Source organism: Rhodococcus sp. WB1, from assembly GCF_001700945.1.
Taxonomy (GTDB): Bacteria; Actinomycetota; Actinomycetes; order Mycobacteriales; family Mycobacteriaceae; genus Rhodococcus; species Rhodococcus aetherivorans.
In genome coordinates, this window is the sequence record NZ_CP015529.1 from 385,347 (window position 1) to 400,144 (window position 14,798).

The window sequence follows — 14,798 nt, forward strand, 5'->3', positions numbered from 1 at the left end:
GCGGGGCGCGGGAACCGGACGGGGGCCCTGGACGTTCGGAGTCGTGCAACCGGAAGGAGTTCACCTTGCAGATCACCGCCAGTGCCCTGTCCCTCAACGTTCCCGACGTGGCCGCGTCGGCCGACTTCGTGACCCGTCACCTCGGGTTCACCGAGACGATGGCCGAGGACGGGTTCGTCTCGCTCACCCGTGAGGACGCGGGCTTCAGCCTCGTCTTCCTGCGCACCGGGCTCGGCACCTTCAAGCCCGCGAGCATCGCCGGCGACGCCGGGCAGGGGACGCTCGTCGCGTTCGTCGTAGACGCCATCGACGACGAGTACGAACGACTGCGGGCGGAGGGGGTTCCGATCGTCACGCCGATCGAGACCGAGCCGTGGGGCGAGCGGTACTTCCAGATGCGCGACCCGAACGGCATCGTCTACCAGCTCGTGCAGTGGATGGACGAGGCGCCCTCGGTGAGTTAGCCGGACGATCGGCCGGCGTGCGCCGCGAGGAACGGTCCGACCACCGACAGCACCTCCGGCGCCGCCGCGATCGTCGTGGCGTGGTCATATCCCCGGATCACCGCGAGCAGCGCACCGGGGATCGTCCGCGACAGCTCGCGGGTGTCGTCGATCCGTTCGCGGTCCTCCGAACCGACGAACGCCAGCGTCGGCACGTCCAGGGCGGCGAGGTCGGCGTCGTCGATCCCGGGTTCGCGATCCGACCGTCGCATGTACGCGGCCAGGGCGGCGGCGTCGTTCGCCCGGAACGCGGCCTGCGTCGCGGCATCGACGGGCGAACCGAGGTGTTCCGCCCACGCCTCGAGGAACCCGTCGATCCCGTAGTGCCCGAGCACGTCGGCGCATCCCGGGAAGAACAGGCGATCGAACGCCCCGGCCTGCGCGCGGGCACTGCCGCCGCCCACGGTGAGCGTCTGCAGCCGGCCGGCGTCGCGCACCGCCAGGGACAAGCCGACCCGCGCTCCGAACGAGTACCCGAGGTAGTGCACGCGCTCGGTGCCGGCGGCGTCGAGGACCGCCAGCACGTCCCCGACGATCAGGTCCATCGCGTATGCGTCGGGGACGTGCGGCTTGTCGCTGCGGCCGTGACCGCGCAGGTCGGGCAGGATCAGCCGGTACCGCTCGCGCAGGGGGCGCACGTATCCGAATCCCCGCCAGATGGCCGACGACAGAGCACTGCCGTGCGCGAGCAGCAGCGACGGGCTGCCGGCGCCGGCGTCCGCTTCGATCACCGTGAAGGCGATGCGGGTTCCGTCGACAGGGTTGATCGCGTGGCTCACCGCTCCAGTCTGACCGACCGGGTCACCCCGATGTCGGCCAGGAACCGCTCGTCGTGGCTGACCACCACGAAGGCGCCCCGGTACGCGCGCAGTGCCTGCACCAGATGCGCGAGGCTCGGCAGGTCCAGGTTGTTGGTCGGTTCGTCGAGGAGCAGCAGCCGCGGAGCCGGGTCCGCCGCGAGCAGAGTCGCCAGCGCCGCCCGCAGTCGCTCGCCGCCCGAGAGGGCAGCCGCCGGCATGTCCGCGTCGGCGCCGCGGAACAGGAACCGGGCGAGCAGTGCCCGCACCTGCTGCGGCGACGCATGCGGGGCCCGCAGCGCGACGTTGTCCGCCACCGACAGCGACTCGTCGAAGACGTCCAGCCGCTGCGGCAGCACCGCGAACGGCACCCGGGGACCGGCCGCGACGATGTCGCGCAGCAGCGTCGTCTTGCCCGAGCCGTTGGGTCCGCGCAGCGCGATCCGCTCCGGGCCGACGATCTCGAGCGGCCCCTCGGCGACGCGCGCACCGGGATGCACCTCCGTCTCGGGCAGGTCCACCCGGATCTCCCGGTCGTCGCGCACGGTGCCCTGGGCGCGCTCGAGGTTCTCGCGCGCGCCGGCGAGCTTGCCCTCGTGTTCGCGGCGGAGCCGGCCCGCCGACTCCTGGGCCTGCCGCTTGCGGGCCCCCATCACGATCTTCGGTTCCCGCTTGTTCTCGAACATCTTGCGGCCGTATCGCTCTCGTCGGGCGAGCTTGATGTGCGAGTCGCTCAGCTCGCGTGCCTGCCGGCGCACGTCCGCCCGGGCGTCGCGCACCGCGGCCAGTGCCGCCTCCTGCTCGGCCGCGACGATGCGTTCGTACTCGCTGTAGTTGCCGCCGAACAGCCGCAGCCGCCCGTCGCGCATCTCCGCGACGGTGTCGACCCGCTCGAGCAGGTCGCGGTCGTGGGTGGCGACGACGAGCGTGCCGGCGAACTCGCGCAGCACGTCGTACAGCCGCGCGCGGGCCGCCGAGTCCAGGTTGTTCGTCGGCTCGTCGAGCAGCAGGACGTCCGGCTCGTCGAGCAGGCGTGCCGTGAGCGCCAGCAGGACGGTCTCGCCGCCGGAGAGGGTGCCGACGGTGCGCTCGAAGTCGCTGGGGGAGGCGACGATTCGGTCGAGACCGAGACGGTGCAGGGTGGCCAGGGCGCGCTCCTCGATGTCCCATCGCTCGCCGACGGCGTCGAAGTCCTCGACGGCGGTCGAGCCGGCCTCGATGCGCCGCAGCGCCGCGCGCACGGTGTCGATGCCGAGGACGGCGTCGACGGCGCGGTGTGGATCGAGGATGACGTCCTGCGGCAGCCGCGAGACCCGGCCGCGCACCGTGACGGAGCCCCGGGTCGGTTGAATCTCACCCGACATGATCTGCAGCAGAGTTGATTTGCCGGACCCGTTGCGTCCGACGAGTCCGGTGCGCCCGGCGGGGAGGGTGGTGTCGAGACCGTCGAACACGGCGGTGCCGTCCGGCCAGGCGAAGGTCAGGTCCGACAGGGAAAGGCCCGAGGACGGGGAAGGGTGTGACATGGCTGCTCCCGGAGTAGGTGACGGTACCGCGCGCAGGTGCGGCGCGGCGGGCGAAACCTCTACAGGAGCAACGGCCTTCTCCGATCGACGGGAATGTGACAGGAACCGACGGTAGAACAGCGTCCGTGGGGCCGGCAATCGATTTTCCCGAATTGGGGGCCGCGTCACTACAGGCAGCGTGTACGCAACGTGCGGGCGGTGGTGAACGACGGCACCGTCCGGCTTCGGGCATGATCGTTGCTGTGCCACTCCTCCGACGCCGACCGGTTCCGCTCCTGTTGACCGTCGCCGCCGCGCTGGCGGCCGCCGGGTGTTCCTTCGGGCCCGACCAGCCCGAGACGGTCGTGGGGGAGTTCGCCGCGGCGCTCGAGGCCGGTGACGTGCGGGCCGCGGCGGAGCTCACCACCGATCCCGCGGCGGCGGCCGCCACGATCGACGGCGTGTTCGAGGGGCTCGGCGGGGTCCGGCCCGACCTCGAGCTCGCCGGCACGGGCGACGGCGGCACCTTCGAACTCGACGTCGCGTGGCACTTCGCCGAGGGCCGGGACTGGTCGTACCGCACGTCCGGCAGTGCCCTGGACGTCGACGCGGAGGGCTGGCGCATCGAGTGGGACCCGGCGGTGCTGGCCCCGGGCCTGACCGCCGGCACCACGCTGAGCTACACGACGACCGTCGGCCCGCCGCCGTCCGTGCTCGACCGTGGCGGGCGGCCGATCCTCGAACAGCAGGTCGTGACGCTGGTGAACGTCGATGCCACCGCCGACCCGGCGGCCGTCGCGCCGCTGCTCGCGACCGCCGCGCCCACCGTCACCGCCGAGTCGCTCGCCGCCGACGTCGCCGCGGCGGCGGGCAAGCCCGTGACCGCGGTGACCCTCCGCGACGCGGACATCGCGCCGATCGAGGCGCGGCTCGCCGCGCTGCCCGGCGTGACCCTCGTCCGGCAGACCCGGCTGCTGACGGTCGACCGCGCGCTCGCGTCCCCGGTCCTCTCCGGGCTCGGGGAGCTGTGGCAGCAGGGCCAGGACGCGTCCGCCGGCTGGGCCGTGCAGACGGTGTCCGAAGACGGCAGCGCCCGCCGCGTCGCCGGTGCCGACGGTCCGCCGGCGCCGGACCTGCAGTCGACGCTCGACCTGGGTCTGCAGACCCGCGCCGAGGCGGTGCTGGCGCCGCTGCCGCAGCCGGCGGTGATCGTCGCGATCGAACCGTCCACCGGGGCGGTACGCGCGGTGGCCCAGAACGCCGCCGCCGACGCCGAGGGACCGATCGCGCTGACGGGGCTGTATCCGCCCGGTTCGACCTTCAAGACCGTCACCACCTCGGCCGCCCTGCAGGCCGGGGCCGTGACCCCCGACACGGTGGTGCCGTGCCCCGGGACGGCGAACATCGAGGGTCGGGTCATCCCCAACGACGACAGCTTCGACCTCGGACCGGTCCCGTTGCACACGGCCTTCGCCTTCTCGTGCAACACCACGATGGGCCGGCTCGCGGTGGGATTGCCGGCGACCGCGCTCACCGACGCGGCCCTGCAGTTCGGGCTCGGGGTCGACTACGTCACGCCCGGACTGGTCACGGTCACCGGCAGCGTGCCCGAGGCGCAGACCCCGGCGGAGCGCGTCGAGTCCGCGATCGGCCAGGGCCGGGTGACGGCGTCACCGTTCGGTATGGCACTCGTGGCGGCGTCCATCGCGCACGGCTCGACGCCGCTGCCGGTGCTCGTCGAGGGCCGGCCCACGGTGGCCGATCGCACCCCTGGTGCCGCGCCGGCGGAGGTCACTGCCGCGTTGCGGACGATGATGCGGGAGACTGTGACGGGTGGAACCGCGAGCACGCTGCGGGACCTACCCGAACTCGTCGGTAAGACGGGGACGGCAGAGTACGGTGATGGCACCGGTGCCCACGGTTGGTTCGTCGGCTCGCAGGGAGACCTCGCGTTCGCGGTTTTCGTTGCGGGAGCGGGCAGTTCGGCGCCGGCAGTGGACGTGGCGGGACGCCTGCTGAGGGGGTGATGCGCGGCTTGTGGCGCAATCGTGATCGCATCGTAGGCAGGGCGTGCTTGTTACTGAAGTGACAGAAGTGAAGGTTGGTCGTTATGGGTTTTCGGGACTGGCGCAGGGGGCGCGGCCGCGTGACAGCCCTGGTCTCCGTCGTGGTTCTCGCGGCCGGCATGGCGTCGTGCGTGTTCGGTGAACCCCGGAGCGATGCGCAGCGACTCGTCGACGACTTCGTCGCGGAACTGAACGAGGGCGACGCCGCCGGCGCTGCCGCGCTCACGTCGTACCCGAACGCCGCCGAGGCGTCGATCCGGCAGATGTTCGAGGGCATGAAGGACGGCAGCGTCGACTACGACGTCGCCCAGTTCGTCGAACTCAACGAGCAGACGGGGTTCTTCACCCTCGGCGCCGACTGGAACTTCGGACCCGGCAAGGACTGGGGATACCAGGTGGACGGCGTGGCGAAGAACCTCGCCGTCGGCTGGCGGATCTCCTGGGACCCGCAGGTGCTGGTGCCCGAGCTGAACCGGACCCGCACCGTGCACCACGTGCGCACCGACGCCGCGCCGCCGAAGATCTTCGACCGCACCGGTCAGTTGCTCATGGCCGAGCAGACCATCAACGCCGTCGTCGTCGATCCCGCCCTCATGCCCGACCCGGTCGACACCACGACGCGGCTGGCGAAGGTGCTCGAACCCGTCGCGCCGGTCATCACCGCCGACCTGCTGCAGCGCAACCTCGCGGCGGACCCCGGGGCGCGCATCACCGCGGTGAAGCTGCGCGACCAGGACTACCAGTTCCTCGAGGACGAGATCGTCCCGATCCCCGGCGTGGTGGTCGTCAAGACCCCGACGCTGATCAGCGCGGACCGGCGGATCTCCACGCCGCTGCTGGACCCGCTGCGCGCGGCCTGGCAGCTCGAGCGTGACGCCACCGCCGGGTGGGCCGTCACCCTCGAGGAGCCCGGCGCCGACCCGGTGCAGGTCGCCGGCTTCCAGGGCCCGCCGCCGCCGGACCTGCAGGCGACCCTCGACGCGCACGTCCAGCTCGCCGCCAAGGAAGCGGTGGTCAGCGTGGGCACCCCGGCGGCGATCGTGGCGATCCAGCCGTCCACCGGCGGCGTCCTGGCCCTGGACGTGAACAACTGGGCGATGGAACTCGGACCCGTCGCCTCCCGCGGGCTGTATCCGGCCGGGCAGACGCTGGATCCGGTGCGGCTGGCCGCGGGCCTGGACCGGGGCGTCGACCCGGCCTCGGTGAGCACCGACGATCTGGCCGACACCGCCCGCCGGCTCGGGCTCGGCCTGGACTACGACGTCCCCGGCTTCGACTTCGAGACCGCGCAGATCGGGGAGGACCGGTCCGGTGTGGTGCAGTTCTCCGGCTCGGACGGCGGCGGGGAGGCGCTCCTCAGTCCGTTCGGTGCCGCGCTGCTCGCCGCGTCCGTCGCGCGGGGGGAGGCGCCGTTGCCCGCGATCGTGCAGGGCAAGCCCGCGACGGTGGGGGAGGCCGCCGAACCGCTGCCGCCGCACGTGACCGACGCGCTGCGCGCCGCGATGGCCGAGAACGTGCGCAGCGGCCCGGCGTCGTTCCTGAAGGGGCACCCCGGTCTGTCCGGCATCGCGGCCGCGAGCGGTGACGACCGCTGGTTCTACGGGTACACCGGCGACCTGGCGTTCGCGGTGTTCGTCGCCAACGCCGACGGCGGCGACCGCGCGGTGAAGATGGCCGACATGTTCCTGCGGGAGCTGGGGAAGCCGCCCGCCGACCGCTGACCGCTGCCGCCCTCGCCGGACCGGCCGAAGCGGACCCCGGTACGTTTGTCGGTCGTGACCCCTGTCGACCTGCTGCTGCTCGCGGTCGCGGGGTTCTTCGCCGGGCTCATCGGGTTCGTCACCGGCCTCGCGTCCATCGTCTCGTACCCCGCGCTGCTCGCCGCGGGGCTGCCGCCCGTCGCCGCCAACGTCACCAACACCGTCGCGATGGTGGGGGTCGGCGTCGGGGCGCTCGCCAACTCGACCCGCGAGGTCGTCGACACCGGCCCGCGGCTGTGGCGGTGGACCCTGTACTCGGCGCTCGGCGGCCTCGTCGGTGCCGTCGTCCTGATGTGGGCGCCCGCGGGGTCCTTCGAGACGGTCGTGCCCTACATGGTCGCGTTCGCCTCCCTCGCGCTGCTGGCGCAACCCCGGATCCGCGCCATGTCCGGGAGCCGGGACCTGCCCCGGACGTACTCGGCGCTGCTGTTCGTCGTGGCGGTGTACGGCGGCTACTTCGGGGCGGGTGCGGGTGTCGTCTTCCTCGCACTCACCCTGATCTGCACCTCCGAGCACATCTGGCGCGCCACCATCCTCAAGAGCTACCTGCTGGGGGTCGCCAACCTCGTCGCTGCGATCGGCTTCGCCGTGTTCGGCCCCGTGCACTGGGGTGCGGCCGCCGCGATGGCGCTCGGCGCCGTCGCGGGCGGCTGGTGCGGGCCGCCCGTCGTCCGGCGCATCCCACCCGAGGTGCTGCGGGTGACGGTCGCGCTCGCCGGCCTCGGGCTCGCGGTGTGGCTGGCGGTGCGGTGAGAACCGGTCAGTGCACTCCGCGCATCATCCGCCGGATCCACGGTGACAGCAGCGCCAGCACGACGCCGATCGCGATCGAGCCGAGGCCGACCCAGGCGAAGTACGGCTTCTCGTTCGCCTCGTCGTAGTACTTGGCGAGGGTGCCGGCCATGGCCGTGCCGAGCGCCACCGACAGGAAGAACAGCGCCACCATCTGGGTGTGGAAGTTGCGCGGGGCCAGTTTCGTCGCCAGCGACAGGCCCACGGGGGAGAGCAGCAGCTCCGCGAACGTGAACAGCAGGAGGATGCCCGCGAGGCCGAGCAGGGGGGCGCTGTTGGGGCCGCCGCCGGACATCGGGATGAAGCACAGGAAGGCGATGCCCATGATCACGGTGCCCATCGCGAACTTCACCGGCGACGACGGCTGCCGCGGGCCGAGCCGGGTCCACACGGCGGCGAACACGCCCGCGAACACGATGATGAACACCGGGTTGATCGACTGCACCCACGCCGGCGGGAAGTCCCAGCCGAACAGGTTGCGGTCGAGCCTCTTGTCGGCGTACACCGCGACGGTGGTGAACTGCTGCTGGAACAGCGACCAGAATGCCGCGCTGGCCAGGAACATGGGGACGAAGCTGATCACCCGGCTGCGTTCGACGGCGGTGATCTGCCGGCTGGACAGGATCACGACGAAGTAGACGACGGACGCGGCGACGGTCGCTGCGACCACGACGTCCGACAGGTTGTCGACGGTGACCAGCCCGGTGCCGAACAGCGCCGCGATCAGCGCGACGGCCAGGACGGCGACGCCGGCGGCCCTGGTGCGCCGGTCGGCGGGCAGCGGGTGCGGCGGCGTGGCGCCGATCCCGCGCAGGTGCTTGCGGCCGAGGGTGTACTGGATCAGGCCGAGTGCCATGCCGATGGCGGCCAGGCCGAAGCCGTAGTGGAAGCCCAGCTCGGTCTGCGCCCAGCCGGTGAGGAGCGGGCCGATCAGTGCGCCCAGGTTGATCCCCATGTAGAAGATCGAGAACCCGGCGTCGCGCCGGGTGTCCTGCTCGTCGTAGAGATCCCCGACCAGGGAGGTGGCGTTGGCCTTGAGGCCACCGCTGCCGACGGCGACGAACACCAGGCCCACCGCCACGCCGCCGAGGCCGGGGAGCAGCGCCAGGGAGATGTGGCCGAGCATGATGAGGATCGCGCTGTAGAACAGCGTGCGCTCGGAGCCGAGCAGCCGGTCGGCGATCCACGCGCCGAGGATGGTCGACAGGTAGACCGTGCCGCCGTACGCCCCGACGATCGACGTGGCGGCGAGCTCGCTGATCCCCAGTCCGCCGTCGGCCGCCGAGTAGTACAGGTAATAGATCAGGATGCCCTGCATGCCGTAGAAGGAGAACCTCTCCCACATCTCGACACCGAACAGGTTGGCCAGCGCGAAGGGCTGGCCGAAGAAGGTGCGTTCCTTCGTCCGATCGGGGGGCGCGGCGGTCTCGCTCATGGCTGTCACTCTGGCACCGCGGCCACCTCCGGCGCGCGGCTTTCGGCGGTGCGGAGGGTCACCTCCGCGCGGCCGGGGTCAGGCGGCGTCGACGCGGCGCCGCAGCCACAGCCCGGCGAGCAGGCGCCAGCCGAGCAGGAACACGCCCAGCACGATGGACGCGACGACGATGAACGAACCGGCTGTGCCCTGGCCCGTGATCACGCGCAGCAGCATCCCGACGACCACGGTGGACACCCATGCGATCACGCCGGTCGGCACGACCAGCCACGGATCGAACTTCTCCTTGTAGAGGGCCGCCGTCGCGAGCCATCCGACGGTGAGGCCGCCGAGGAACGGCCACGCGGTGTTCGCCAGTCCCGCCAGCGTCAGCCCCTCGTCGTGACTTGCGCGCCCGAGGGCGGCGAACACGATGACCAGGACGACGTCGAGCAGGGCCGGTGCGTACTTCTTCACGTCGTCCAGCGTAGGTCGCCGACGAAAGCGAGCGCCCTCCGGGACGGAGAGCGCTCGCGTGTCGTGCGGGTGCGGCGGATCAGGCCTGCAGACCGGCCTCGATCTCGAGGTTGATGGTGATCTTGTCGCCGACGACGGCGCCGCCGCCCTCGAGCGGCATGTCGATCGAGATGCCGAAGTCCTTGCGGTTGAGGACGGTGGTGGCCTCGAAGCCCGCGACCGGGCCCTGGCCCATGCCCGGGTTCACGCCGTTGAACTCCAGCTTCAGCTCGACCGGCTTGGTGACGCCGTGCAGGGTGAACTCACCGTCGACGACGTAGTCGCTGCCGGCGGCGCGCACGCCGGTGGACTTGAACGTCGCGGTGGGGAACTGCTCGGCGTCGAAGAAGTCTGCGGAGCGGATGTGGGCGTCGCGGTCGGCGTTCTTGGTGTCGATGGACGTGACCTGGATCTCGGCGGCGACGGCGGGGGTGCCGTCCTCGGCGACGGTGATCGCGCCGGAGAAGTCGTTGAACGTGCCGCGCACCTTGCTCACGACGAGGTGGCGGACGGTGAAGCCCACGGTGGAGTGGACCGAGTCGATGGCCCAGGTGCCGGCGGTGAGTCCGGGGAAGGTGGTGGTAGCGGTCGTCATGGGATTCCTCCGAGTCGAGTTTTGGTTGAAGTTTCAACCTTCGATGTACTCAACGATCGCATCGAATGATTGATTCCGCAACTACTTCGGATGTGAGGTGGAACACACTTCGTCACTCCGGCAGGGCGGTGCCCTCGCTCGCGGCCCGTCCGCGCCGTCGCTCGAGCACCGAACGGGCGTGTTCCTCGCGTTCGAGATCGGCGTCGATGTGCTCGTCGTGCTGGCTCGACCGGAACTTGGCGGCCACCACCGTCCAGCCGACCAGCGCGACCAGGAGGAAGCTGACGCCCCGGTACACGAACACGGCTGCCAGGGCCTGCGAGGCGCTCATCCCCGCCGCGGTGAGGGTCGCGATCAGCGTGCCGTCGACGAACCCCAGCCCGCCCGGCGCCAGGGGGATGCTCCCCACCGCCTTGGCCGCCGCGAACGCGATCAGCAGGCCCGGCAGCGACGGCTCACCGCCCACCGCCCAGCACGCGAACCCCAGGCACGCGACGTCGAAGACCCGGTGCACGGCCGACCAGCAGATCGTCGCGAGCCCGTCGCGGCGACCCAGGTGCACCGCCTCGATCTGCCCGAGGACCTGCTCGAACTTCTCCATCCCGGTGTCCGCCGGCTTGCGCAGCAGGCGGTTGACGCGGGCGAGGACCCATTCCCCGGCCGACTCGACGGACGACGGATGCCGGGAGACGTACCGGACGGCGACGACCAGCGCGATCACGCCGGCGACCGACAGGACCAGCGTCACCGGGCTCACCCGTGTGCCCACCGCGAACGCCCCGCCCACGCCGACCGCCGCGAGCGTCACCGCCGCGATCACCCCCGAGACCGCCAGCTGCCACGACGCCACCACCGGCGTCGCACCCCAGCGCCGGGTCTGCTGGTAGGTGAACGCGGTGGAGAACACCGGACCGGCCGGCAGCGTCACCGCCATCGCCGTGCTCGCATAGATCACCGACGCCGAACGCAGGTGCCCGACGACGACCTCACCGGCCCGCAGCAGCCGCCGCTGCACCTCCGCGAAGCCGCTCAGCGACAGGGCCTGCGCGACGATGCACGCGGCGAGCCAGCCCCAGTGCAACTCGGTCAGGGCGCGCCAGGAGTCGCTGAGCGTCGGCCACAGGTAGATGCCCTCGACCACCAGCAGGGCCACGAGGGCGACGGCGAGCAGCCACTTCACCCACCCGAAGCGGCCCCGGCGCCGCGCGGCGTCGGGTGCGGGCGGGTCACGTCGGGGCTGCGCCACAGGATTCAGCGTAGCCAAGCCGGCCGGAGGGCGGATCGTCCTTTTCGTCGCCGGGGCCCCGGCCGTCCGTCACTCGTCGTGGCCCGAGTCCGGATACCGCACCGGCCAGGCGAGATGCGTCACCCGGCGCCGGCCGCGCAGCTGCACCTCGTCGCCGAGTTCCCAGTGGGCGCGTTCCTCGTCGTCGGCGAAGTACAGCGCGCTCGACGACGCGAGCACCCGGCTCGGACGCAGCTTCGCCAGCTCGGTCAGCCGCGACGCCTCGTTCACCGGATCGCCGATGACGGTGTACTCGAACCGCTCGGCCGCGCCGATGTTGCCGGCCACCGCCAGCCCCGCCGAGACCCCGATGCCGATGTCGAGATCGGTGATCTCGTCCAGCGCGAACCGCAGCTCCCGGGCCGCCGCGAGCGCGGCGGTGGGCGCGTCGGGACGGTCCAGCGGAGCACCGAAGATGGCCAGCGCCGCGTCGCCCATGAACTTGTTGACGAAACCGTGGTGCCGGTCCACGACGTCCACCACGACCCGGAAGAACTCGTTGAGCAGCTCGACGACCTCGCCGGGCGGGCGTTCGGCCGCCGTCGCCGTCGAGCCCACCATGTCCACGAACAGCACCGCGACGTAGCGGGTCTCCCCGCCGAGCTCGGTGCCGTACTGGAGGGCGCGGCGCGCCACGTCCTCGCCGACGTGCTGACCGAACAACTGCCGCAGCCGCCGCCGCTCGTCGGACTCGGCCATCATCCGGTTGAAGCCGACCTGCAGGCGGCCGATCTCGCTGCCGTCGAACACCTCGACCTGCACGTCCGTCGCGCCGCGCTGGACCCGTTCGATGGCCCAGCGCAGCTGCTTGACCGGATCGGAGAGCTGGGCGGCGGTGAGCGACGACAGCACCCCGGCCAGGCCGATCGCCATGATCGACAGCGCGAGGACCGCCCACGCCATCGCGTCCGGCGGGAACTCGACGTCGGTGGTCAGCTGGGTGACGCACAGCAGCGCGATGCCGCCGGCCGGCATCAGCGTGCCGAGACCCCACGTCATGGCGAGGCGGGTGCCGACGCCGGGCGCCAGGGTCCGGTCGAACTCCCCCTCGCTCAAGGCCCGCGCCGCGACCGGCCGCAGGATCCGCTCGCCCAGCATGTAGGTGAAGCCGAAGGTGCTCGTCGCGGCCATCGCGACGGTGATCGCCACCGCCACGGCGAGCTGCGGCATCTCCTCCGCGGTGAGGAACACGAACAGCACGCCGCCGAGGATCCACAGGATCAGGTGCACGATCGCCTGACGCAACGGCGCGTGCAGCGCCGACATCTGCTCGGATCGGGTGGGCGGGCCGCCGCGCAGCTGCCACCGCACCACCGACCGCAGCATCAAGGCCGCGGCCGTCAGGCTCACGATCCCCGCGAACACCAGATACACCGCGAACACCGCGAAGTTGCGGACCCGGTCCGCGATGATGTTCTCGTTCTCGGACAGCGGGATGCCGTAGCGGACGAACGCGAACACCAGCAGCGCGCCGAACAGGTTCGAGGCGCCCATCGAGGCCATATAGAGCGGCCAACGACTGCGCAACGTCGCCGCGACGGCTCGATAGGACCCCAACACGACATCAAATCAAACCACTGTGCCCACCGTCACAACGCGCCATGGTCGTGATCCGGGCGTTTCGGGCGGCTACTCTCAGCGCGATCACCGACCGGGAAAGGGAGCATCCACATGGTCCGGCGCCGAGCCGACGGCAGGCTGTCGCGCCGCGCCGCCGTGCCCGCCGAACCGTCCCCGCCCGCCCGGCGCCAGGTCGGCGCCGACCCCGATGCGCCGCTGTGGCGGGCCGCGCAGGTGTTCCGGCTCGTCACCGTCGTCTACGCCGTCAGCTCCCAGTTCTCCACCGTCGCCCACTACACGTCGCCGCGGCTCAGCTGGTTCTTCGTCGCCCTGCTGGCGGTGTGGTCCGGCGTGTCGGCGGTGCTGCTGGCGCAGGGGGTCGGGCAGCGCGCCGTGGTGGTCGGCATCGACCAGGTCGTCGCGGTCGCGCTCATGGGCGCGACGCGGCTCGTCGCCGGCCACGACTGGTACAGCGCCCACCAGACGCTGCCCACCACCCTGTGGGTCGCCAACGCCGTGCTGTCGGCCGCGATCCTGGGCGGTCCCGCCGCGGGAGTCGCGTCGGCGCTGGCGATGGCGACGGTCAGCGCCGTCGTCCGCGACCAGGTCAACCTCGACCTGTGGCGCGACGCGACCGCCCCCGTGCTCGTCGCGGTCGGCGTCGCGATGGGATTCGCCACCACCACCGCCCGGCGCGCCCACCGGCAGCTCGAACAGGCCGTGCGTGTGGCGGCCGCCACCGAGGAACGTGACCGGCTCGCCCGGGAGGTGCACGACGGGGTGCTGCAGGTGCTGGCCCTGGTGCGGCGCCGCGGCACCGCGCTCGGGGGCGAGGCCGCCGAACTCGCCCGCCTCGCCGGGGAACAGGAGGCGGCGCTGCGGATGCTCGTCTCCGAGCAGGGCACCCAGCTCGACCGGGGCGAGGAGCTCGTGGACCTGCGGGCGCTGCTGCGGGCGCAGGCCGGTGCCGGCGTCACCGTCTCCGCGCCCGCCGACCCGGTCCTGCTCGACCGCGTCCGCGCCGCGGAACTGGCGGCGATCGCCGCGACGGCCCTGACCAACACGACGCTGCACGCGGGCGCAGGGGCGAAGGCGTACGTGCTGGTCGAGGACCTCGGCGACGAGGTGATCCTCAGCATCCGCGACGACGGGGTGGGCATTGCGGACGGCCGTCTCGCCGAGGCCCGCGCCGAGGGCCGGATGGGCGTGTCGAAGTCGATCGTCGGCCGCGCGCAGTGGCTCGGTGGCGCCGCCGTGCTCGACAGCTCGCCCGGCCAGGGCACCGAATGGGAGATCCGGGTGCCGAGGAGAGGAGCACGAGGTGCGTGAGGGCAGCAACGCGGCGAACGGTGACGGGCCGATCACGGTGATGATCGTCGACGACCATCCGATGTGGCGCGACGGCGTCTCGCGGGACCTCGACGCGGCCGGCTTCCGCGTCGTCGCCACCGCCGACGGGGTCGGTGCGGCCGCGCGCCGGGCCGCGGCGGTGCAGCCGACCGTCGTGCTGATGGACATGTCGCTGCCCGACGGCACCGGCACCGAGGCCACCGTCGCCGTGCTCCGGGTCTCCCCGGCCAGCCGCGTGCTGGTGCTGTCCGCTTCCTCCGAACGCGACGACGTCCTCGGTGCGGTGAAGGCCGGCGCGTCCGGATACCTGGTCAAGAGCGCGTCGGCCGCGGAGCTGGTCGAGGCCGTGCGGGCGACCGCCGCCGGGCAGGCGGTGTTCACGCCCGGACTCGCCGGGCTGGTCCTCGGGGAGTACCGCCGCATGTCGTCGGCCGCCGACCGGCGCGCGCCCGCCCCGCCCACCCTCACCGAGCGCGAGACCGAGGTGCTGCGACTCGTCGCCAAGGGACTGTCGGCCAAGCAGATCGCCGCGCGGCTCACGCTCAGTCACCGCACGGTGGAGAACCACGTGCAGGCGACCCTGCGCAAGCTGCAGCTCGCCAACCGCGTGGAGCTCACCCGTTACGCGATCGAGCAGGGGCTGGACTAGCGCACC

General features: G+C 72.2%; 13 protein-coding genes. 6 read left to right on the forward strand and 7 right to left on the reverse strand.

Translation table 11 applies throughout. From position 1 onward, the window contains the following. Positions 1-65: 65 nt before the first annotated feature. Complete coding sequence (locus tag A4U64_RS01870; RefSeq protein ID WP_006941490.1) at positions 66-464, forward strand: VOC family protein; 399 nt, start codon at positions 66-68, stop codon at positions 462-464. Here the strand turns inward: A4U64_RS01870 and A4U64_RS01875 are convergent. Next, on the reverse strand, positions 461-1,282 hold the full coding sequence (locus A4U64_RS01875; protein WP_065922067.1) for an alpha/beta fold hydrolase: 822 nt from the start codon (positions 1,280-1,282) through the stop codon (positions 461-463). The two genes, A4U64_RS01870 and A4U64_RS01875, sit on opposite strands and share 4 nt — an antisense overlap. After that, a complete protein-coding gene (locus A4U64_RS01880; protein WP_029546156.1) occupies positions 1,279-2,826 on the reverse strand; it encodes an ABC-F family ATP-binding cassette domain-containing protein in 1,548 nt (515 codons plus the stop codon). The genes A4U64_RS01875 and A4U64_RS01880 overlap by 4 nt, the downstream gene beginning before the upstream one ends. Positions 2,827-3,056: 230 nt before the next feature. On the opposite strand from A4U64_RS01880, the gene A4U64_RS01885 reads away from it, so the two are divergent. The 3 genes from A4U64_RS01885 to A4U64_RS01895 all read left to right on the forward strand — a co-directional run bounded on the left by A4U64_RS01885 (position 3,057) and on the right by A4U64_RS01895 (position 7,384). Then, entirely contained in the window at positions 3,057-4,832 is a 1,776-nt protein-coding gene (locus tag A4U64_RS01885; protein WP_065922068.1) for a penicillin-binding transpeptidase domain-containing protein, read from the forward strand. Between the two features lie 83 nt (positions 4,833-4,915). Then, positions 4,916-6,592, forward strand: coding sequence for an NTF2-like N-terminal transpeptidase domain-containing protein (locus tag A4U64_RS01890; protein WP_065922069.1), 1,677 nt, complete (start codon positions 4,916-4,918; stop codon positions 6,590-6,592). Positions 6,593-6,646: 54 nt separating this feature from the next. Further along, positions 6,647-7,384 (forward strand): sulfite exporter TauE/SafE family protein, encoded by a 738-nt coding sequence (locus tag A4U64_RS01895; protein WP_065922070.1) that lies wholly within the window; start codon positions 6,647-6,649, stop codon positions 7,382-7,384. A gap of 7 nt (positions 7,385-7,391) precedes the next feature. Here the strand turns inward: A4U64_RS01895 and A4U64_RS01900 are convergent, their stop codons facing one another. The 5 genes from A4U64_RS01900 to A4U64_RS01920 all read right to left on the reverse strand — a co-directional run bounded on the left by A4U64_RS01900 (position 7,392) and on the right by A4U64_RS01920 (position 12,736). Beyond that, positions 7,392-8,858 (reverse strand): peptide MFS transporter, encoded by a 1,467-nt coding sequence (locus A4U64_RS01900; protein ID WP_006941500.1) that lies wholly within the window; start codon positions 8,856-8,858, stop codon positions 7,392-7,394. 78 nt (positions 8,859-8,936) lie between these two features. Beyond that, on the reverse strand, positions 8,937-9,314 hold the full coding sequence (locus A4U64_RS01905) for a DUF3054 domain-containing protein (RefSeq protein ID WP_006941502.1): 378 nt from the start codon (positions 9,312-9,314) through the stop codon (positions 8,937-8,939). 79 nt (positions 9,315-9,393) lie between these two features. Further along, positions 9,394-9,948, reverse strand: coding sequence for a YceI family protein (locus A4U64_RS01910; protein ID WP_006941512.1), 555 nt, complete (start codon positions 9,946-9,948; stop codon positions 9,394-9,396). Between the two features lie 112 nt (positions 9,949-10,060). After that, positions 10,061-11,194, reverse strand: a complete 1,134-nt coding sequence (locus tag A4U64_RS01915; protein ID WP_198163363.1) for a lysylphosphatidylglycerol synthase transmembrane domain-containing protein — start codon at positions 11,192-11,194, stop codon at positions 10,061-10,063. 69 nt (positions 11,195-11,263) lie between these two features. Then, positions 11,264-12,736 carry an adenylate/guanylate cyclase domain-containing protein gene (locus A4U64_RS01920; RefSeq protein ID WP_006941517.1) on the reverse strand — a complete coding sequence of 491 codons (1,473 nt, stop codon included), beginning with the start codon at positions 12,734-12,736 and terminating at the stop codon, positions 11,264-11,266. 168 nt (positions 12,737-12,904) lie between these two features. Here A4U64_RS01920 and macS point away from each other — a divergent pair, with 168 nt between their 5' ends. Together macS and A4U64_RS01930 are read left to right on the forward strand one after the other, a co-directional pair. Beyond that, positions 12,905-14,122, forward strand: coding sequence for a MacS family sensor histidine kinase (gene macS / locus A4U64_RS01925; protein ID WP_006941518.1), 1,218 nt, complete (start codon positions 12,905-12,907; stop codon positions 14,120-14,122). A 40-nt stretch (positions 14,123-14,162) separates the two neighbouring features. Beyond that, a complete protein-coding gene (locus tag A4U64_RS01930) occupies positions 14,163-14,792 on the forward strand; it encodes a response regulator (protein WP_050036440.1) in 630 nt (209 codons plus the stop codon). The last annotated feature ends 6 nt before the right edge of the window (positions 14,793-14,798 follow it).